Source organism: Bifidobacterium kimbladii, assembly GCF_032193675.1.
Classification (GTDB): Bacteria; Actinomycetota; Actinomycetes; order Actinomycetales; family Bifidobacteriaceae; genus Bombiscardovia; species Bombiscardovia kimbladii.
Map to the genome: position 1 here is coordinate 95,986 of NZ_JASTZZ010000002.1, position 19,699 is coordinate 115,684.

Annotated in this window: 15 protein-coding genes; 1 reads left to right on the forward strand and 14 read right to left on the reverse strand. The window is 57.7% G+C overall.

The window, feature by feature from the left end; all coding sequences use genetic code 11:
- Positions 1–144 precede the first annotated feature (144 nt).
- Positions 145–1,716: an MDR family MFS transporter gene (locus QRX41_RS03725; RefSeq protein WP_313838797.1), complete on the forward strand. Its 1,572-nt coding sequence runs from the start codon at positions 145–147 to the stop codon at positions 1,714–1,716.
- On the opposite strand, the gene QRX41_RS03730 is transcribed toward QRX41_RS03725, so the two are convergent.
- From QRX41_RS03730 to QRX41_RS03795, 14 genes are all read right to left on the reverse strand, one after another.
- The gene (locus QRX41_RS03730; protein WP_313838799.1) at positions 1,717–2,775 is read right to left on the reverse strand and encodes a LacI family DNA-binding transcriptional regulator; all 1,059 of its coding nucleotides are present in this window, start codon (positions 2,773–2,775) and stop codon (positions 1,717–1,719) included.
- A 49-nt stretch (positions 2,776–2,824) separates the two neighbouring features.
- On the reverse strand, positions 2,825–4,975 hold the full coding sequence (locus QRX41_RS03735) for a beta-galactosidase (protein ID WP_313838801.1): 2,151 nt from the start codon (positions 4,973–4,975) through the stop codon (positions 2,825–2,827).
- A 25-nt stretch (positions 4,976–5,000) separates the two neighbouring features.
- Positions 5,001–5,969, reverse strand: coding sequence for a carbohydrate ABC transporter permease (locus tag QRX41_RS03740; protein ID WP_198189600.1), 969 nt, complete (start codon positions 5,967–5,969; stop codon positions 5,001–5,003).
- Positions 5,966–6,928 carry a carbohydrate ABC transporter permease gene (locus QRX41_RS03745; protein ID WP_156147894.1) on the reverse strand — a complete coding sequence of 321 codons (963 nt, stop codon included), beginning with the start codon at positions 6,926–6,928 and terminating at the stop codon, positions 5,966–5,968. Before QRX41_RS03745 ends, QRX41_RS03740 begins: the two co-directional genes overlap by 4 nt.
- Before the next feature lie 64 nt (positions 6,929–6,992).
- The gene (locus QRX41_RS03750; protein WP_313838805.1) at positions 6,993–8,318 is read right to left on the reverse strand and encodes an ABC transporter substrate-binding protein; all 1,326 of its coding nucleotides are present in this window, start codon (positions 8,316–8,318) and stop codon (positions 6,993–6,995) included.
- A 123-nt stretch (positions 8,319–8,441) separates the two neighbouring features.
- A complete protein-coding gene (locus QRX41_RS03755; RefSeq protein WP_313838806.1) occupies positions 8,442–9,776 on the reverse strand; it encodes a glycoside hydrolase family protein in 1,335 nt (444 codons plus the stop codon).
- 12 nt (positions 9,777–9,788) lie between these two features.
- On the reverse strand, positions 9,789–10,529 hold the full coding sequence (locus tag QRX41_RS03760) for a glycoside hydrolase family protein (RefSeq protein WP_313838807.1): 741 nt from the start codon (positions 10,527–10,529) through the stop codon (positions 9,789–9,791).
- Between the two features lie 112 nt (positions 10,530–10,641).
- Positions 10,642–11,439, reverse strand: a complete 798-nt coding sequence (locus QRX41_RS03765; protein ID WP_229132586.1) for an HNH endonuclease family protein — start codon at positions 11,437–11,439, stop codon at positions 10,642–10,644.
- A gap of 54 nt (positions 11,440–11,493) precedes the next feature.
- The gene (locus QRX41_RS03770; protein WP_313838809.1) at positions 11,494–12,342 is read right to left on the reverse strand and encodes an aldo/keto reductase; all 849 of its coding nucleotides are present in this window, start codon (positions 12,340–12,342) and stop codon (positions 11,494–11,496) included.
- A gap of 129 nt (positions 12,343–12,471) precedes the next feature.
- The gene (locus QRX41_RS03775) at positions 12,472–13,974 is read right to left on the reverse strand and encodes a class C sortase (RefSeq protein ID WP_313838810.1); all 1,503 of its coding nucleotides are present in this window, start codon (positions 13,972–13,974) and stop codon (positions 12,472–12,474) included.
- Between the two features lie 158 nt (positions 13,975–14,132).
- Entirely contained in the window at positions 14,133–14,960 is an 828-nt protein-coding gene (locus QRX41_RS03780; protein ID WP_313838811.1) for a hypothetical protein, read from the reverse strand.
- A 189-nt stretch (positions 14,961–15,149) separates the two neighbouring features.
- Complete coding sequence (locus QRX41_RS03785) at positions 15,150–17,156, reverse strand: LPXTG cell wall anchor domain-containing protein (RefSeq protein ID WP_313838812.1); 2,007 nt, start codon at positions 17,154–17,156, stop codon at positions 15,150–15,152.
- Positions 17,157–17,399: 243 nt separating this feature from the next.
- Complete coding sequence (araA, locus tag QRX41_RS03790; RefSeq protein ID WP_198200998.1) at positions 17,400–18,914, reverse strand: L-arabinose isomerase; 1,515 nt, start codon at positions 18,912–18,914, stop codon at positions 17,400–17,402.
- 31 nt (positions 18,915–18,945) lie between these two features.
- Positions 18,946–19,638: an L-ribulose-5-phosphate 4-epimerase gene (locus tag QRX41_RS03795; RefSeq protein WP_045923976.1), complete on the reverse strand. Its 693-nt coding sequence runs from the start codon at positions 19,636–19,638 to the stop codon at positions 18,946–18,948.
- Between the last annotated feature and the right edge of the window lie 61 nt (positions 19,639–19,699).

Here is a 19,699-nt window from a genome sequence, read left to right on the forward strand (position 1 = left end):
TTATAAGGTCATTGTCAGACGCTTAGCTCTCTTGTTCTTTTCTTAGTGTCACCGGTATCGGTATGCCCTGATTTGCTTTCTAGGACGGCACCGCAGGGAGCGGTATGCGCAGTGAAAACCGAACCCAAAGGAAGTGGTGGTTGCATGAGGAAGCAGGAGCTCGCCAAGCAAGGGCGGACCCTCAGCAAGGATGGAGCCTTCGTCAACGGAAAGCTCACCCATGAGGCCTTCCTGTCGCTGGCCATCCTGACCGTCATCACCTTCCTGGGCAACTTCACCCAGCTGCAGCTGGCCTCCGCCCTGCCCACCATTGTGGATGAGTTCCACATCACCCTGACCACCGGCCAGTGGCTGACCTCGGTATTCCAGCTGGTCATGGGCGTCATGGTGCCGTTGACCGGCTTTCTGACCAAACGCTTCTCCACCAGGCAGATCGTCATCACCTCCATGGCCGTCTTCACCCTGGGATCCCTGTTGAGCTGGCAGTCGCAGACCTTCGCTCTGGTCCTGCTGGGCCGCATCCTGGAGGCCATAGGCACGGGAACCATGTGGCCCGTTCTGCAGATCACCGTCTTCTCCATCTATCCGTTGTCCAAGCGCGGCATGGCCATGGGCACTGTAGGCCTGGCAATGAGCGTAGCCCCGGCCATCGGCCCAACCCTGGGCGGCTGGCAGACCGACGCCAACGGCTGGCGTTCCATCTTCCTGACACTGAGCATCTGCGGGGCCGTGGCGCTGCTCCTGTCCATCTTCGGCCTGCGCAACTTCGGCCAGCGCGACACCAGCGTCAAGGCGGACTTCTTCTCGGTGGCCCTGTCCATCTTCGGATTCGGCGGCCTTATGTTCGGCTTCACCAACATCGAGAACTTCCCCATCACCTCCTTCATGACCTGGCCCTTCATGCTGGTCGGCCTGATCGGGATCGTCTGGTTCGTTCTGCGCCAGCTCCATCACGACAAGCCCCTGCTGGACCTGCATGTGCTGCGGATCAAGAACTTCACTGTGGGCACCATCATCGCCTCCATGTCCTTCTTCGCCTTCAGCTCGGTCACCGTCATCCTGCCCATGTACATCCAGACTGACCGCGGCTTCTCGGCCACCATGAGCGGTCTGGTCATGCTTCCAGGAGCTATCGGCACCGCCATCGCCCAGTTCTTCGGCGGCCGGCTGCTGGACCGCTGGGGCGCACGTCCCGTGGCTATGACGGGCTGCTCGGTCCTGCTGCTGGGCACCATCGCCATGAGCCTGATCGGCGCCGATACCTGGATCGGCCTGGTCTCCATCTGCCAGTTCATCCGCCAGATCGGCATGGGCTTCACCCTGATGCCCTTGACCACCTGGTCCCTGAACAACCTGGCTCCCAAGGACGTTTCAGCTGGTTCGGCCGTCACCAACACAGCCCGGCAGATCGCCGGCGCTGTCGGCGCACCCATCCTGGTCATCCTCATGGAGACCATCACCACCCTGCGCCACAACGCCATGGGCGGCGGTCACTCCACGCAGATCGCAGCCAACATCTTCGGCGTGCAGTGGGCCCTGCGCATCTCGGCACTCATCTGCCTGGGCATGGTCCTGCTGGTCTACTTCGGCGTTCGCGGAAACGGCGCCGGCTCCGGACGCCAGATGACCCGTATGCTCCTGCGCCACATGCACATCATCCACACCGACGCCCCTGCCATCACCGCCTCCACCGCCGACTCCAAAACCCAGGACTGATCACCGGGTGGTTTTGCGGGCTATGACTTGCGATCCGACAACAAGATCCTGGGGTGCCGTAGCTCTGCCTCCGATACGTCCCAGGACGCGGTCGACGCAGGTTCGTGAGATCCACCCCAAGCAGGAATCCATGGTAGTAAGCGGAGTCTGCAGATAAGCTGACTCCTCGATGTTGTCGAACCCGATGATCTGGACCTGGTCAGGTACGGCTCTGCCGTAAGCAGTCAGTGCTGACAGTGCGCCGATAGCCAGCTGATCATTGAGAGCGACCACCCCATCGAAGGGCACGCCCGCCTCTAATATCCGTTGCATGGTCAGGTACCCGCTGCCCAAGGTCCAGTCATAACCGGTTACACCCAGAAGCCGGTCATCCAGTTGCAGTCCTCTTGCGTGAACCGCCTTAAGCACGCCTTTCATCCTTAACTCGGCATTGCCTTCGATTGCAGCCTCCAATTGATTCTGGTCAAGCGGCGCATGCAGACCGATGACCGCCAGCGAACGCACCGACCGATCAAATAGATACTCTGCGGCCATCCGAGCTGCCTCGGCATCATCGACCATGACATGATCCGCCACCCCATGGGTAGTCCGCGCGCCTACGCAAACCAGGGGGTAGCGCACATCCAGATCCTCCACGGCGAACCGCTCAAGCTCCGACATGGACAGGATTATGCCGTCGCTGATAGTGCTGTTAAAGGAGGCCAGAATCTCATGCGCTCCCTTGGCAGACCCCTCGGCATATGTGCTGACATACACTGCATAGTCCCGCAGGCGAGCGCTGTCGATGACCCTATTAGCCAATTCGGCCAGATAGGGAGGTGTCAGCGAAGGCACAGCCAGCGTAATGATACCGGTTTTGTTCCGATGCAAATTACGGGCCGCAGCATTGACCTTGTATCCCGATTCGTCGATCACCTGCTGCACTCGCGCACGGGTCGCATTGGACATACGGCCATTGCCGTTGATCACGTTGGATGCGGTCTTCAGCGAGACACCCGCCTTGCTGGCCACCTCGCGCAGGGTGATCCGTTTACCTGGACGACCTTCACCCGTAGCCATAGACACCCCCTAGAATGCGACAACCTCCAAGGCACTATGGCGATCACATCTACTGACGGGTGACCACCACACCATGCACTCCTATAGTGTACCGATTGCCGGATAAACCACCCCCACTGCACCGGGCTGCTCGTTGAACCACTAAAGCCTCACCCATGGTGGACACATCTCTGACAACTGTCGACCCCCGGTTGAAATAGAAATGATAACGGCCCTGTGGCCCGGATCTGATCAGGTGCACCAACCGCGGGTCGCCGTCACGTCCGTTGTGCAACCCTGCCCCTGCTGCGCCAGTGAGGAAATCAGGAGGAACAATCCGATTGATCACCGAGACCAGCGATTCCTTGGTGAAGCCCGTCCCCAGATAGAGAACGCTGCCCTGACCGTAACCATGGATGGTCACCGCAGGCTTCCCAGCCATGTCGAGATCAAAGGAACGACGTCCTTGGTAACGAGCCAGCACCCTTACCGAATCCTCTATGCTCAAGGGCTCGTTGACCCATATATTGCCCTCAATGCCCTCTGATACCAGGATGGATCCACCGCCTTGGTCACTCGTGCCCAAGGCGATCATCTCCTGGGAAGCGATACCTGTCAAATCACGCAAAACCGCAGGATATCCGCCCAAGCCAACATGCATATGGTCGTCCATAATGCCACTGGCGAAGTCCACCACCAGCCGGCCACCCCTGCTCACATAATCGCGCAGACGGCCGGCTTGCTCCTGATCCAGCAGAATCAGGGCCGGCAACACCACCACGTCATAGCGCTCCCATTGCCCTCTCAGTGGCATTACGTCCGCCCTGTATCCGGCATCAAGCAGAGCCTGATACCAGGTATAAACCTGCTGCCAATGATCTACAGAACAATCGGGCAGAGTCGAATCAGCCATAGACCACTGGCAGTCGGCATCAAAAAGCAGGGCAATGGGCGAGGGTTCCAATTGAGTCCCGGCCAGTCCGCTCCGGGAAAGTCCGCGCAAAATGCCTCCCAAATCGGCAACCTGTGCATAAATCGCCGAATCCGGCCCTGCGTGGGGGATCATGGCCGAGTGGAAGGCCTCCGCACCGAAGGCGGACTGCCGCCATTGGAAGAAGTTGATCGCATCCGCCCCCATAGCTACGTGGGCCAGAGCGTCCCGGATCAGTTCGCCTTGACGCTTGGAGGCGTTGAAATTGCGCCAGTTGACGGCTGATGTGGAATGCTCCATCAGGCACCAAGGATGACCTTGGGCATAGGCATCCACCAGTGAATCCGAGCAGAGCAGCTCATCCAGGTGTCCAGGTCCATGGGCGAAATAGTGGTCGTTTGCCACGAAATCGACCTGGCGGGACCAACGCTCATAATCAAGGACGCATTGGTCTGTCGAGACCATGAAGTTGGTAGTCAGCGGTTTATCAGGGGTGAGCTCCTGCAGCTGATCACGTTCTGCACAGAAAAAATCCATCAGCGCATCTGAGCAGAATCTACGGAAATCCAGACGCAGCGCCGGATTGATGAAGGCATCACGCACGCCAGCATGTTCAGGCAGGGGAACCTGATCGAAGTTCTGCAGACGCTGGGACCAGAAATCGTTGCCCCAGGCCCGGTTCAGCTCCTCGATGCTGCCATAGCGCCGGCGACACCAGCCTTGGAAGGCCTTCAAAGCATCCTGCGAGTAGTCAGCAGCGTTGTTCCATCCATATTCATTGCCTACATGCCAGGCAACCACAGTCGGATTGTCGCGGAAGTGCTCTCCCATGACCCTGCAAAGGCGAAGGGCATAGCGTCGAAAAACAGGCGAGGTGGGCCTCCAGGATTGTCGAGCCCCCGGATGGACCAGGGTTCCATCCGCCTCCACGGGCAACACCTCAGGATGTGCCTGGTAAAGCCAGTATGGGGCCGTAGCCGTAGCCGAAGCCATGTCTACGGCGATACCGGCTTCTCCTAGCAAGGTCACCACCCGATCCAGCCATCCGAAATCCCAGACTCCGTCACTGGGCTCCAGACGTGCCCACGAGAAAATGCCCAGTGTCACCATGGTGACGCCGGCCCGTTTCATCAGCGCAACATCTTCGGTCCATACCTGCTCTGGCCATTGGTCCGGGTTGTAATCCCCGCCGAACCAGATTCCTCCCGAATGACCGTTGGGCTCCTTCGGCCATCGGTAAGGTCTATATGGCTGGGGCTGCCGACGGTCATGATGGTCCGTTTTGCTCATGCCTAATCCCGTCTGCGTGTTTCTGCTATTCCTTGACAGCACCAGCAGCCAAGCCGGATTGCCAGTATTTCTGCAGCAGCAGGAAGGCGACGATGATGGGAATGATGGTGACCAGGCTGCCCGTCACCACCAGGTTCTGAATGGCATGGGCACCAGCTGTCGATGCCTGATCCTTCCAATTGTTGAGCCCGATTGTCAGCGGATACCAATTGGAATCCTTGAGCATGATCAAGGGCAGGAAGTAATTGTTCCAAGTGGCCACAATAGTGAAAAGCGCCGTGGTTACGATGCCGGGGGCCAGCAGAGGCAGGCTGACCTGCCAGAAAGTACGGAACTCCCCAGCCCCGTCAACTCGGGCTGCCTCCAGCAGCTCAGTAGGCACTGCCTGGTCGGAAAAGATCCACATCAGGTACAGGCCGAAGGGCGAGATCAGACTGGGGATGATCATGGCCCAAGGCGTATCGGTCAGTCCGATCTTGGCGAAGAGCAGGAACTGAGGCACAGCCAGAGCGATACCCGGCACGCTGATGGCTCCGATGACTACTGCGAAGACCAGGCGACGGCCAGGAAAGCGGAACTTGGCCAGGGCATATCCACCCAGTACTGCCAGCAAGGTGGCGCCACCGGCTCCCACAACCACGTAAAGCAGGGTGTTGAGCAGCCAGCGCCCGAAGATCCCGCCCTCATAGGTGAACACTTCGCGCAGGTTGTCCCAGAGGGCGAACTTGTGCCCAAAGGCCAAGCCGAAGGTGCCAATGAAGTCCGACTGGGTCTTTGTGGCATTGATGACCAGCCAGATCAGGGGAAACAGGCAATAGAGCGCGAAGATTCCCGCAACCAGGGTCAACAGCCAGCTGCGCCGCGGATTGTCCGGATTGGAGAATCCCGTTCGAGCTGCCCTTCGACGTTCCGCGCGCTCATCACGTGCGACGCGTCGAGCACGCATACGCTCAGCCTTGGCCCCGTCGGTAGTCCTCGAATCAACCGTGCTCATTGCATCTGCTCCTTCATTCCCCTGAGCTGGACGGCGTAGGCAGCGACCATGGTAATGATGGCCATGACGATGGCCAAGGCCGCCGCGTAATTGCTCTGACCGCCCATGAAGCTCAGGTTGTAGGCATACATATTGGGGGTGTAATAGGTGGTGATCGCATTTCCTGGAACCATGGTCTGCAGGACCGAGGGCTCATTGAAGAGCTGGAAACTGCCGATGATGCTGAAGATGACCGTGATGACCAGGGAGCTCTTGAGTTCAGGAACCTTGATGCTGCGCACGATCTGCCACTCCGAGGCCCCGTCGATGGCCGCTGCCTCATAGAGCGAGTGCGGCACAGTCGACAGCGAGGAATAGAAAATCAGCATGTTGTAGCCCGTGAACTCCCAGGTATTGATGTTGCCGATGGCGGCCAGAAGCACGCTGGGCTGCAGAACATCGATATGCGTGCCCAGCCATTGATTCAAGGAACCCACCATTCCGTACTTGGTGCCGTAGATGAACCCCCACATCAGAGCCGCCACCACAGCAGGCACCGCATAGGGCAAGAAGGTGGTGATTCTGAAGAAGCGCGTGCCGTGCAGCTTGAGCGAGTCCAGGGCCAGCGCCATCAATGCCGCCAGAAGGAGCATGATCGGCACCTGAACCACAGTGAAGAGCGCCACACGGCCAACTGATGACCAGAACTGCCCGTCCTTGATCAGCCTGGCGTAATTGGCCAGACCCACAAAGACGTTCCCTCCGATCATGCGCTTCTCATACAGACTCAGGTAGATGGCATAGAGCACCGGCAGGACGAAAACGAATACGAAGACCAGGACAAAGGGTCCCATGAACTTCCATCCACGCCAGTCGGGCCTGTGAGGCCGCTCCCCAGTGCGACTCTCGCTGGTTCCGCCAGGGCCTTGAGCCCGCGCGGGGGCCGGAACCCGCACAGTCGAACCTTCGACTTCACTCATGATGCCTCTCCTTCTTTCCTGTCGCTGCCCGGAGACGGCCATGGTCAGCCGCCTCCATAATCACTCACTTATTGACCTGATACCCCTGCTGGTTGCCGTGATCCACCAGCTTCTGCTGATAGTCCTCAAAAGCCTTCTCCAGTGTGGTCTGCTTCATGTAGGCCTTGCCGATGGAATCTCCATAGGTCGACTGGGCGAAGGGGTTGTAGGGCAGATACTGGAACTTGGAGACCTTGAGGTTGGCTGCCTCGGTCAGAACCTTGTTGACTTCCTGACCTCCGAAGTACTCGTTCTTCTTGCTGGTGAATTCAGTCGAGCTCAGGATGCGTTTCAGCGAGGGGAAGGTGCCCTGGTCGGCCATGACCTGAGCTCCCTTGCCGTGCGTCAGGTATTCTGCGAACTTCCAGGCGGCCGCCTTGTTCTTGGCTTTCTTGGGCACAACAAGAGCCGAACCGCCGTCCTCTGCGGACACGCTGTCTCCCTCTTTCCACTGAGGCAGAGGCGCGACCCTCCAGTTGCCCTTCTGGTCGGGTGCACCGGACTCCAAATTGGTGGGCATCCAGGCACCGATGGTCAGCGAGGCCACCGATCCATCGTTGAGCGCCCTGTTCCAGTCATCGGACCAGTTGGCGGTCTTGGTATCGAGCAGGTCTTCGTCGATCAGCTTCTGCTGAAAGTCGATATACCGCTTCATGCCGGCATCCTTGGTCATGTTGATGGTGATCTTGTCACCATCGACCTTCCATGGGTGGGCCCCAGCCTGCCAAGCCTGTGCGGTGAATGGCTGATAGGCACCCTTGTCACCGGCATTGTTGGTGATGTAGGAGCCCACAGCTCGGATCTTCTTGGCGTCCTGATAGTACTCATCCCAGGTCTTTGGGGGCTCGGGAATACCAGCCTTGTCGAAGACCGCCTTGTTGTAGAAGAAAACCTCGGGACCGGCATCAATGGGCAGAGCATAGGGCTTGCCGTCATACTGGACTTTGTTCCAGGGTCCCGGAGCGAAGTCATCAGCAAACTTATCCGCCCCATACCCTGACAGGTCTTCCAGGTTGTCTTCAATCGCGAACTGCTGGACGGTAGGATCCTCCAGCATGCTGACATCGGGGATGCCCTTGCCTGCAGCGACTGCGTTGGACAAGGCCACTTGGGTGTCACCGGCAGTGCCCGTGTTGTTGTACTTCACAGTGATGCCGGGGTTGGCCTTTTCAAAAGCAGCAATGGTCTCCTTGATACCATTGCCCCAGCCCCAAAAGACTATGCGCCCAGAGGCCTTGCTGGTGTCCGCTGGCTTCGATGTTGATCCAGACCCGCTGCTTCCACAGGCAGCGAACGAGGCCAAGGCGACCATGGTGACGCCCATGGTCAGGATTTTCCTTGCAGAATTCATGATGAACCTTTCGATGTTTGTAAAAACCACGTCCTTGATAAGGTTTTGACGCCCTGCTCCTTCCAATCGTTGGTACAACTGTGTACCAACGTGTTTCTCAGTATAATCCATAGCCTTGGATTGTCAATTCCGCTCAATGAGACGTCGCCGACCGTAGACGGCCACGACCATGAACAGAATGCCCGCCGCCAGGCAGCTCGCTACGAGAGTTGGAGCGCGGCCGATAGCGCTGCTTGTTGCAGCCAGAGTGGAGGATAGACCGCCGCTGCCAGCGACAGGACGGACAGGCAGGGATTTGTCTGGCTCTACAGAACCGGACGCGGACCCTCCAGAGCCTGCCGGCGTACCATTTCCGTCATGATCGGCCACATCATTGGTCTCATTTCCCTTTTCAGGCACACCTGTCAGGGACACATCATCAACATGCAGGGTCTGGCCTGAACTGCCGGAGGCATCAATAGTGATCTTGGTCTGCCCGCCGGGCAGATCGACCAGCAAGGAGGCTTGCTTCCAGTCTGTGCCGGTAGAGGCAGCCAGGTTAATCTCCGAGGTCTGCCCGCCGGATTCAATCGCTATCCTGGCCTGATCCATGCCTTTGGGGTTCGCATAGGAGAGTTTCAAAAGGAAACGGCCGGCGTGCAGGGGAACATGACCTGGTTCATCCAAATCCTGGACAATGGAGGCGCTCCGGGATCGTCCAGGAGCGAATCGCAGATCATAGTCGCCCACTCGCCCATAAGCATCGGCTACATTGTTCACGGCATCTGGATTGACCCGCCGCCATCCGGCGATATCGGCAATCACGTTGCCGTCCTTGTCCCGATACCCCTGTTCACCCACCGAAACCCTGTCCGCTTCGAAGGAACCGTTGAGCACATAGTCATTGGCATCGTCAACCGACCAAAGGCCGGTATCGGCATCCAGCTTCCACCGACTCATGGAATTGAAGCGAGGCGTGCCGGAATCATCAAAACTCAGCGGATTCCACTGGTTGTATCCAAGCCCATTACCCGCAAAGTCAGCCCATCGATCGCCGCAGTGAATGACGGTCTCTGCTCGGCTGCCGTGCAAGGTGTAGTAAAAACCGGTCTGAGTGATGTGGCCGAAATCCGCTCGGCTGCCATCCATGATCACCGTCTGATTGAGGGGCTGATAGGGACCAAACAGATGATCTGCTACCTGAAAATGAATTCGGGATGCATCCCACCCGAATAGATCGGAACCAGCCAGATAATACCGGCCAGCATACTTGAAAAGCGCATTGCCTTCACGCCCGAAGCCCTGGTAGAGCTTGGTAGGTTGAAGCAAATCCACCTTACCCCCCTTGGCCCCTATTCTGGCCGCCCAGACTCTGCCACGGCCACGGCCATAGGAATAGATCAGATAACCTGTGCCATCCTCATCCTGGAAGACGCTCTGGTCACCGGTATTGCTGGTGCCCAGCCCGTAATCTCGCATGTCAATACGCCTCTAGGCTTTGAACGGTCCAGCAGGCGAATCGGCTGTAGCGATCATCACCTTTTTGTCGAAATTGCGACCCGTTGCATCCGTTGGCATTTCATGTTGGATAAGCATGGCATAAGTGTGCAACTCGGGGACATAAGCAACTCCCATTCTGCACACCCAACCCGCACGACGGCCACCGAAGTCACTGGAGAATGCATCAGCCTGCGCCCTGTCCAACGCCACGCCTTGATATCTCCAATCGGTCAGATTCGCGGATTTGTAGACATCCACAGAGATGAAATCATTGCCAGTGAGCGCATGGGTTGGGTCCTGGCGATAAGCTTCGGCCTGGGAAAAGTGAACACCATACCAAAAATGAGAAACCTTCCCCGTAGCAGGATCCGGGAAATCGAAAATCCCTCCGCCCTGCATATACATTGGATTACCATCGACGTCATTCCAAAAACGGTCATTGACGATCAGCCCGCTTCCGCCTGCAGAATCGGACTTTTGCCCTGCTCCTTGAGCAGCAACCGCCTTTGGCGCTCCAAAGGACAAGCCCATAATCATCGCTAGAGCGATAAGAAGAACGGCCAATCTGTGCCTTGCCAGCGTATGAGCCCGAATACGGTTTCCGTTTCCCGCTATATCCGCGCCAATATACTCATTCATAGCCAACCTCTCTGTTGCTGATGGTTGCGGCCATAGACCCTGATCAAATCGAAATCTATGCTGTTGATACAACTGTGTATCAAACTGCAACAATGCTATCACACCTTAAGAGGTCCAGTTCAGTGCAGAAAGTCAGGCTATCAAGCACCTACGCGAATAGACCCTTACATGGCAATCAATTCCGTCTGTCAGCCAAGGCCTGCGATCAGCGATCCTGCGGGAGGGGCTGGCCCGGGCAGGTGTGCAGAACGGCCAGCATGGCCTGTTTTTCCGAGCTGGTGACACTCAGGGAGTACTTGTCCTTGACTCCTATCTGACGGGCCACATACGAGCACTGATAGTCCTTGTTCTCGGGCAGCCAGTAGTCGGCCGAGGCGCTCCCCTTGGCCTGGTTGGCCGGGCCGTCCACAGCAAGCAGATTGTAGGGGTCGTTGCCAAACCGATAGCGGCGGGCCGTGTCCCACTTGCTGGCTCCTGACCGCCAGGCATTCTCCAGAGCGACCACGTGGTCGATCTGCACGGCCGAGCTGGTTTTCGGCCCTCTGACGAATTCGATGGTTCGCCCGGTATAGGGATCCTGCAGACGACCGCTGGCCACCTTGCACCCGCCGGGAGTAGTGGTACGCAGGTCAGTCAGGTCGCGGGTCAACACATCCTCGCGCACATTGCAGCCGTTGCCGTCCTCATCGGTCTCCTTGAAGCCGAAGGACTCACGCCGGTACTGGCGGCCAGGGCGGGAATGATCGTCCACTGTCAGACTCTGCAGGGTCTGGGCCGCATCGCCGGTTGCCGTATATCGGCCGGTCAACCGTCCGACTCCACCGTTGACCCTTGGCAATATCAGGCCGATGGTGATGCCCAGGACCACAGCCACCACCAGAAGGATCAGCACCCGTTCCGTGAGCGATTCACGACGGAAGCGGGCCGGTGCGGGATTGCGCCAGACAGAACCATACCGGCTGCGGCCTCGATACCGATATCTTCTGCGTCTCGGACCGGTCATCTACCGCCGATACCTCCTATGTCGACTGCTTGCATGAATCATCCATCATAGCGGTCAGGCGTAGGCGTAGGTCATCGGGTCGTGTCCTGCACGCACCGGGGAGTCCATGGCATCGATGGCGGCATGCTCCTCAGGGGTCAGGCTGAAGCCGAACAGATCCAGGTTCTCCGCCTGCCTTTCCCGGTGGACGGACTTGGGGATGATGATGGTCCCGTTCTCGATGTGCCAGCGCAGCACCACCTGGGCCAGCGTGACCCCGTGGGCCTGGGCGATTTGCTCCAGCCTTCCGCCTCCGGCTGTCAGATCTGCGCCGCGTGCCAATGGCGAGTATGCCTGGACGGCGATGCCATGCTCCTTGCAGAAGGCCGTTACCGTGCGCTGCTGCCAGCTGGGGTGCAGCTCGATCTGATCCACGGCAGGGTACTCCCCCGTCTCCCTGTGTAACCTCTCCAGATGCTCTGGCAGGAAGTTGCAGACCCCCAGGGTCCGCACCCGCCCCTCATCGCGCAGCCGATGGAATGCACGCCAAACCTGGTCGGCCCGCCAATCGAACGGCGTGGGCCAATGGATCATATACATGTCGACATAGTCGGTTCCCAGCAGAGCCAGCTGGCGGTCGAAGGCCCGTAGAGCGCTGTCATAACCTTGTTCGGAATCACGCAGCTTGGTGGTCAGCCACAGGTTGGCACGCTCAGGTCCGCTCTGGCAACCGAAGGCTTTGAGGCCACGGCCCACGCCTCCTTCATTGCGGTAGCCCGCTGCCGTATCGATGTGGCGATAACCCAGTTCCAAGGCGGATTGCACTACTCCAGCGGTTTGATCATCGTCGATCCTGAGCACGCCCAGGCCCACCTGCGGAATGCGATTGCCGTCAGACAATTGGATGTCAGGAACTGCTGTCATGGTCCACACCTTCCCAGGATGCGGCCCAGCTGTCTGCCGGGCCATGCTCGCTCCATTCTAGAGCCGGACAAAAGCCCGGTTACAACAGAACAGGCACATGTGGTCAAACCTGCCCGCTCATGCACCGGCTTAGAATTTGCTGATGCTGAAGAAGTACAGCACGTGGGTATCGAACCAATGGTAGCCAAGGTCGAATACGGGCAACAGGCTGATCTTCATCATCATGCCGACCGTGCCCCAGGCGAAGAACAGGCCGAGCACAGCCAACAGCCACATGAAGGCGCTGCAGATTCGCCTGGTTTTGATCAACCGGCGACGGCGGGTGGCTTCTGAACGGGTCTCCTGCTCATGGCTGACCATGATCGTGGCCAGCGGCTCCCCCATAGTCCCAGGTCCTGTCGCCCGAGATTCCAGATGCTCCATCTTCTCCAACTCATGACGGCAGTTGCGCCTGCGACGTGAAAGCAGGTACCAACCCACCAGGCAGGCCAAAAACAGGGCCAGAAGCACCCAGACCATGTAAATGGGCGCCCCTTCAGGTTGGGTGGGAGGCACGTCATCGCCGATATAGTGACCACGCACTATCAGTCGGTGGGAGTTGACGCCATAGGGATAGCAGGTCAGCAGGGTCACATAGTTGGAATTCTGGATTGGCTGCAGTGCACTGACATCGGTAGGCAAGATGATCTTAATCTGGTCCACCTTGTAGCTCATATGCCGTTTGAGGACACGTATCTGGAAGACATCACCCTTGCGCAGCTGGGTCAGGTTGTCGAACAGCATGTAGCCGACTTCGCCGGTGTGCCCCGTAATGACGGAGTGGATGGTTCTGTTGTCGGTAGGCACGTGGGTCGTGGCGATGTGCCCCGTGCCATCCTTGAGCACAGCATCGCTGGTGCCGTGCCGCACGGGCAACTTGACGTTGATCTTGGGAATTTCGACATAGGCCATCATGCCCTTGCCATCTACATTGAGGATTTTGTAGTAGCGGCCCAGTGGTTCCTTAACTTCCTTGTACTTGAAGGGGTCCCTCAGCGTAGGTTTGCCTAATTCCTCGTCGTACTTCTTGGCATCACGCCACATGGCTCTGCGCTGCGCAGGCGAGAGTGCATCCACGATCTGATCGTAGTTGTCGACTGCGGAGGAATCCTTGGAATAGTTCACATAGGCCGCCAACAGCGGGTATAGGAAGATTGCCAGACCAATCAGGAAGGCCAAGGTCTCCAGGAGGCCGAATCCCCGCCCTGACTTGCCAGCCTTGCCACCGTTCTTGGCCTGTTTGGATGCAGTCGCAGCTGCCTGACCAACGTCGCCTTGTTGGCCTGCGTCCTGAGCATGATTGCCTGAAACGACAATTATTGGAGCCGACGTTGTAGCTTGACCTGGGACAGACACAGGAGCTGCAATAGCATCTGCATCATCCGATTTCGAAGCTCCGCGATCCTCAGGGGTTGCCGACGGCGGATAGGAAGGCGGCAGATCGGAACTAGGAGCATAGGTAGGCGGCATGTTCACTTGCTCAGCAGGCTCGTCAGACGAGGACGATTCAGTCGGAATGGACTCATAGGCAACATCACCGTTGCCGATGGCATGAACTGGGCTCATAGTAGCGGAGTCAGTATTCTGGTCCATCTATAGCCTTCCTCGTGCTGCACTTCAAATAGTCCAGTTGATAGCTTTTGACATACAAGAACCGGCGGCACCTATATGATACCGCCGGTCCTTACGCATCCTCACAGATGCCTACAATGCCTTTTGATGGCATCACACCGACATGGGCACGAAAATACCTAGTGTTCATCCCTGTTCCAGGAATGGGCGACAACCGCCAAGTAGAGGCCCATCATGGCCAAGATCATAAGCAGAATGCCAGGCGCTACCATGGATACGCCGGTAGCGGCAAGCTTGCCTGGTCCTGGTCGCACTACTGGCACGACCTGAGGCACGTCCACAAGCTTGGGGCTTATAGTCACATCATAAAGCGGATGGACTTCACCCTGTTCGCGGTAAAGCGGCAACTGCACGACCACTGGGTCGGCTTTTACCTTTGCATTCTTGGGTGTGGCCACCAGAGTGACCAGCCAGTACGAGGCGTGGAAATAGTCACCGTCGAAAACAGCAGGACTTCCGCCTGTCAGACTGGGTACATCTGAATCGAGCTGGGCTCCTGTAAGCCAAACACCTTGCGATTTCGCTTCGGATGCGTTTGTTATGGTGCCTTCTTGATCAGAGACACCGTAGTATTCAGCGGGTTGTGTCTTGTCCTTGAAAGCATCTGGGTTGGCTGCCACCTCATTACTGATGGCCGCTTGTGCCTTATCAGCGCCAGGATTGTGGTCTAGTGCCTCCACCCGGCTCTTCAGAGTACCGGCATCCAGCCTCAGGGCACGAAAGACATATCCTGCTCCAGCAGATACAGGAGCACTCGGCAGGATGTCGTTCTGACCACCTTGACCTGAATGCCCTCTCTTGAGTTGCACCGTCAGGGTCGGGTTGACCGTCTTCGCCTCTGCCGCCGGCGTCATATCGAAAGCGGTGAGGCCTAAGCAGGCCAAGGCCGCGATCAGACAGGGCAGGACCCGGTGGGTGAGGCATTTCGGCAAGGCAATTCCCTTCATAAACCTTCCCTTCCAAGGCCGCCTTTCGACGACGTGGTTGCGTCAGTTCTGCTGATCCAAAACCAGACCAGCATCCCGACATGTGCGGACCGCAGAAGTTCAACGTTCCGTATTAAAATGGCGGACGATTCACGGAGGAACCGTCCGCCATCGGGTCACCTCACATGATTCTTGATGTGACCGTGATCATCAGGCCCGGGCGGCGTTATTGCGCCGATTGCGGGCGTAGAGGGCACCACCCATGATCAGGGCACCGACAACCAGCAGCAGCAGGATGCCACGACCACCAGTCAGAGGCAGGGCCAGAGGCGAATCTCCATCAGTAGTCTTGTAGTGGGCCAGATACTTGGAGATTAACACATTGTTGAACTTCATCTGGGTATCAGCAGGCACAGCACTTGCTGCCGCGTCAAACTTACCGAAGTTCAGCTTCGAGTAGTCTGGCTGCAAAGTAGCATTGTTGCCGTACTTCTGAACAATGGCTTCCTCAGTCAAGCCGACATCCCCATAAGTTATGGTTCCGAAGGGGACGCCTGGGTTACGCCAGTTCTTTGGTGTCTTAGTTTCAACCACCATCCAGCTTGTATTTTGAACCGTCTTGTCAGTTGCCTTTGCAGGAGTTTCGAAGATAGGCAATCCCGAGAAGACAACCAGACCTTTGTTGTTGGCAGTGGCCTTGTAAAGCTGAACACCGTCAGGGACGCTATCTTCCGCATAGAAGTTACCGTCCGAACCCAGATATTTATCTATCGAATCGGCATTCTTGACCAGACGATATTCCGTACCGGGCAGAGCTCCATATTGTGGATTCTCATGCTCGCTCTGCACAGAACCAAAAGCTACCACGGCATTGGTAACGTTTGTATGAGATGGCAAAGGATCCTGTGCATCGCCGTTGGTGTTCTTATTGTCACTGAAGTCAGATGCCGCATCGTTGACAACACCACCGGTACCTGTAGAATCACCATTGCCCGTGACCGTTGCCTTGTAGGTGACTTCAAGCTCCATCACTGAGGTTGTAATGTTCTTTACTTTTGAAACGCCACTAGCGGTAAAGAAGTTGAATACCCAGTAAGTCACATCATCCGAAGGCGCATCGCCAAACATTTTCTTACTTGTATCGTTCAGCCGAGAGGGGTTCTTATTAGTTGATGTATCCTGAGTGTAGTCAGTATCCTTCACCAATGCTTGTGATGTACCATCGCTACCACGAACGACGACACTGATACTTCCTTCATCGCCCTTCAGCGAGCTAGACATACGATCGGCAAGCAGTACATCGGCGCTGTTACCCGCCAATTCCTTGACGTCAAGCTTTCCATCCTTAGGAGCTGAAGCATTACCTTCATTGTAGATCTTCTGAGACAGCTTGTAGGTGATCGTGTCACCTGCTTTCGCTATGGTTTGGTTCTTGGGTGTATTGTCAGAACCTGCCACACTTTGCACAGTCTTGGCGAAAGATTGTTGATTGATATTCTTTGGATACAGGTGCAGGTGATAGATAAAACCGCGGGTCTGGTTTTTATCCGTCCCGTTAGTTGCATAAGGCAGACCGAAGAATGAGTTTGCCGCAGCCTTATACTTCGTCTTGTCAAGCTTGTTCGGGTTGGTGTCGAGGAAAGCAGGAGAAAGATCCTGGTTCTCAGACAGAATATAGTAATGATTGGGGCCTGTGGGGAAAGACGCTACTGTATTAGTCACTTTCCCAGTGTTAGGATCAGTACTTATAGAACCGTCTGAATTGCCTTGGTACCACGTGTCAATAACACCATGGCCGTCAGTCACACCAGCAAATAGCGTACTACCCGGCTTAACAACGTAAGTCTTATCGTCATTTGCATCAATATCAGCTAAACTCTTGCCTTCTGTTGGCTGGACTTCCTTAACATTGAACAGGATGCCCTTAGCGGGTGTCAGATCCTTATTTTTGTTTAGCTCAACGACATCATTGGCTGAACCGGTAGGTGCATAGCCGTTATCCAATGACAGATACTTGGTGACCGTTAACTGAGGCACCTTGGTGGTATCCAGAGCGCCTGCTACGAAGTCATCTTCAGCAGCAAATCCATAGTCAGTAGCGGCCGAAGCCTGGGTGGCTGGCAAAACGACCATGCCCGCCAGGAGCGTCGCTCCGGCAACCGCCAAGCCTAAAAGCTTAGGGAGCCTTATCCCTTCATTATCTCGTTGCATGTGCATGCACGCATTCCCTTCTTTGTTAATAGGCACAGGATGGCCAGGCACATCTTCGCCTCCCCAACCGATCACTTCCCCGACTCAGGGGGGTGGGCAATATGTCAACTTTGGGACATGCCACTGTTCCCATTGCCTAATCATCACTGTACCGACAAAGTAGGGACAACGCAAACCGACAAGCCGAATGTCAAAGGCCCCACCACGTGTGTTGTGGCAGGGCCTTGCAATCTGTCCTAAGACAGGCGATCAGTGCCGGTTGTCCAGCCGATGGTAGAGCTCGGCTGCACGCAGATCGGCCTCAAAACGGCGCGGCTCGGTGTTCTCGTCGATGACGGCGAGCTCCACGCCGGCCATCCGGGCGAAGTCCTCCCAGGCCTCGCGACCCACGGTGGTGGTCATGCAGGTATGGTGGGCCGCGCCGGCGCGCAGCCAGCACTCAGCCGAGACCTTGAGCGAGGGCCGGGGCTTCCAGAGGGCACGTGCCACAGGCAGCTTGGCCAGGGACCCGCCGGGCTCGACCACATCCACCACGTTCATAACCAGACGGAAGCGTTCGCGTACATCCGCCAGGGAGACGACCACGGCATCAGTGCAGGGAGTGGCCGTGAAGACCAGACGCACTGGGTCTTCCCTGTCGCCGATGGACAGGGGGTGGATCTCCAGGCGGGGCCGTCCCTCGGTCAGCAGCGTGGGCGAGACCTCCAGCATGTGGGCGCCCATGATCTCCTCATGGCCGGGCACGAAGTTATAGGAATAGTCCTCCATGAGGGAGCAGCCGCCTTTGAGACCGTAGCCCATGACGTTGCCGATCCGGATCAGAACCGAGGTCTTCCAGTCGCCCTCTGCCGAGAATCCGTACCCGTCGGCCATCAACCGCTGGGCTCCCACGCCGGGCAACTGACGAAGGCCCCCCAGGTCCTGGAAGTTATCCACGGCGGCGGTAGCGCCCACCTCTTCCATCATGGCCCGCATGCCGAGCTCCTCGCGGGCGGCCACCACCAGGGAGTCGTACCGGGAGTCCAGAAGTTCGGGAGCCACCTCATAGCTGCGCTTGTAGTCCTCGATCAGATCCTTGACCTGGTCGTCGGTGACAGCATTCACATGCTCCACCAGCTCGTTGACCGGCCAGGTGTTGACAGAGACGCCGAAGACCCGCTCGGCCTCGGTCTTGTCACCCTCCGTGACGGCGACGTCGCGCATGTTGTCGCCCCAGCGGCAGACCTTCATGTTGTTGGCGGCATCCCAGCCGGCGCAGGCGCGCGCCCAGACACCGATCTTGTCGGCAACCTCGGGGTCGGTGTAGTGGCCGACCACGATCTTGCGCGGGATTCCCAGCCTGGTCAGGATGTAGCCGAACTCACGGTCGCCATGGGCCGACTGGTTCAGGTTCATGAAGTCCATGTCGATGGTGTCCCAGGGGATCTCCACATGATGCTGGGTGTTCAGCTGCAGCAGCGGCTTGCGCAGCTTCTCCAGACCCCTGATCCACATCTTGGCCGGGCTGAAGGTGTGCATCCAGGCCACCACCCCGATGCAGGCCGGGTTCGACGAGGCATCGACCATGAAGTTCAGGATGGAATCCGAATCCTTCAGCGTGGGCTTCAGAACCAGCTTGACCGGGATCCGACCCGAATCATTGAGGGACTTGGCGATGTCCGCAGCCTGGACGCCCACCTGGCGCAGGGTCTCCTCGCCGTAGAGGTCCTGCGAACCAACGGCGAACCAGAGTTCCTTGCCCTCGAAGGGATTTTTCATGCTCATACTTCCTGCTCCTTTGCTTATGCTTTCCAGCTCAGTGCTGGCCGTAGACGTGCTGGTACCTATCGTTGAGCTTGGCTATGTCGGCCGGATCGATGGGCTTGGGCGTGCCGATCTGCTCGGCTGCCCAGACCGTGTGGGCCACCTCCTCGGTCATGGCCGCCGCCTTGACGGCGGCCTCGGCATCGGCTCCCACAGTGAATGGCCCATGGTTGCGCATGAGCACAGCTGGGCAGCCCGGATGATCCTTGAGGGTGTCGACCACGCCCTTGCCGATGGCCTCGGAGCCGATCAGCTCGAAGGGCCCCACAGGCACGGGGCCGCCGAACTCGTCGCCCATCATGGTCAGCACGCAGGGAATGTCCCTGCCGGTGGCCGCCCAGGCGGTGGCATAGGTGGAATGGGTGTGGACCACGCCGTAGACCTCGGGCATGTGCCGGTATATATAGGCGTGGGACAGCGTGTCCGAAGAGGGAGCCTCGGCACCGTCAACCACATTGCCATCCAGATCGGTGACCACCATGGATCCCGGGGTCAGGTGCTCATAGCGCACCCCCGAGGGCTTGATAACCATCAGATCGGCGGAGCGCAGACGCTGCGAGACGTTGCCCGCCGTCCAGACCACCAGATTCCACCTGGTCAGCTGCGCATGCAGGGTGGCCACCTGCTCGCGCACCAGTTTCACCTCGTCGCGCACCTCGGGCGAATAATCAGCCAAGGACACCATCAGCAACTCCTTTTCCCGGCCCGATCCCGCTGATCCGGCCGCTTGACGTTTTCAGCTCCCG

What these genes read in the sequence shown, in the direction of transcription:
- QRX41_RS03725 (WP_313838797.1), top strand. Translation starts at nt 145, where the DNA reads ATGAGGAAGCAGGAGCTCGCCAAGCAAGGGCGGACCCTCAGCAAGGAT.
- QRX41_RS03730 (WP_313838799.1), bottom strand. Translation starts at nt 2,775, where the DNA reads ATGGCTACGGGTGAAGGTCGTCCAGGTAAACGGATCACCCTGCGCGAG.
- QRX41_RS03735 (WP_313838801.1), bottom strand. Translation starts at nt 4,975, where the DNA reads ATGAGCAAAACGGACCATCATGACCGTCGGCAGCCCCAGCCATATAGA.
- QRX41_RS03740 (WP_198189600.1), bottom strand. Translation starts at nt 5,969, where the DNA reads ATGAGCACGGTTGATTCGAGGACTACCGACGGGGCCAAGGCTGAGCGT.
- QRX41_RS03745 (WP_156147894.1), bottom strand. Translation starts at nt 6,928, where the DNA reads ATGAGTGAAGTCGAAGGTTCGACTGTGCGGGTTCCGGCCCCCGCGCGG.
- QRX41_RS03750 (WP_313838805.1), bottom strand. Translation starts at nt 8,318, where the DNA reads ATGAATTCTGCAAGGAAAATCCTGACCATGGGCGTCACCATGGTCGCC.
- QRX41_RS03755 (WP_313838806.1), bottom strand. Translation starts at nt 9,776, where the DNA reads ATGCGAGATTACGGGCTGGGCACCAGCAATACCGGTGACCAGAGCGTC.
- QRX41_RS03765 (WP_229132586.1), bottom strand. Translation starts at nt 11,439, where the DNA reads ATGACCGGTCCGAGACGCAGAAGATATCGGTATCGAGGCCGCAGCCGG.
- QRX41_RS03770 (WP_313838809.1), bottom strand. Translation starts at nt 12,342, where the DNA reads ATGACAGCAGTTCCTGACATCCAATTGTCTGACGGCAATCGCATTCCG.
- QRX41_RS03775 (WP_313838810.1), bottom strand. Translation starts at nt 13,974, where the DNA reads ATGGACCAGAATACTGACTCCGCTACTATGAGCCCAGTTCATGCCATC.
- QRX41_RS03780 (WP_313838811.1), bottom strand. Translation starts at nt 14,960, where the DNA reads ATGAAGGGAATTGCCTTGCCGAAATGCCTCACCCACCGGGTCCTGCCC.
- QRX41_RS03785 (WP_313838812.1), bottom strand. Translation starts at nt 17,156, where the DNA reads ATGCACATGCAACGAGATAATGAAGGGATAAGGCTCCCTAAGCTTTTA.
- araA (WP_198200998.1), bottom strand. Translation starts at nt 18,914, where the DNA reads ATGAGCATGAAAAATCCCTTCGAGGGCAAGGAACTCTGGTTCGCCGTT.
- QRX41_RS03795 (WP_045923976.1), bottom strand. Translation starts at nt 19,638, where the DNA reads ATGGTGTCCTTGGCTGATTATTCGCCCGAGGTGCGCGACGAGGTGAAA.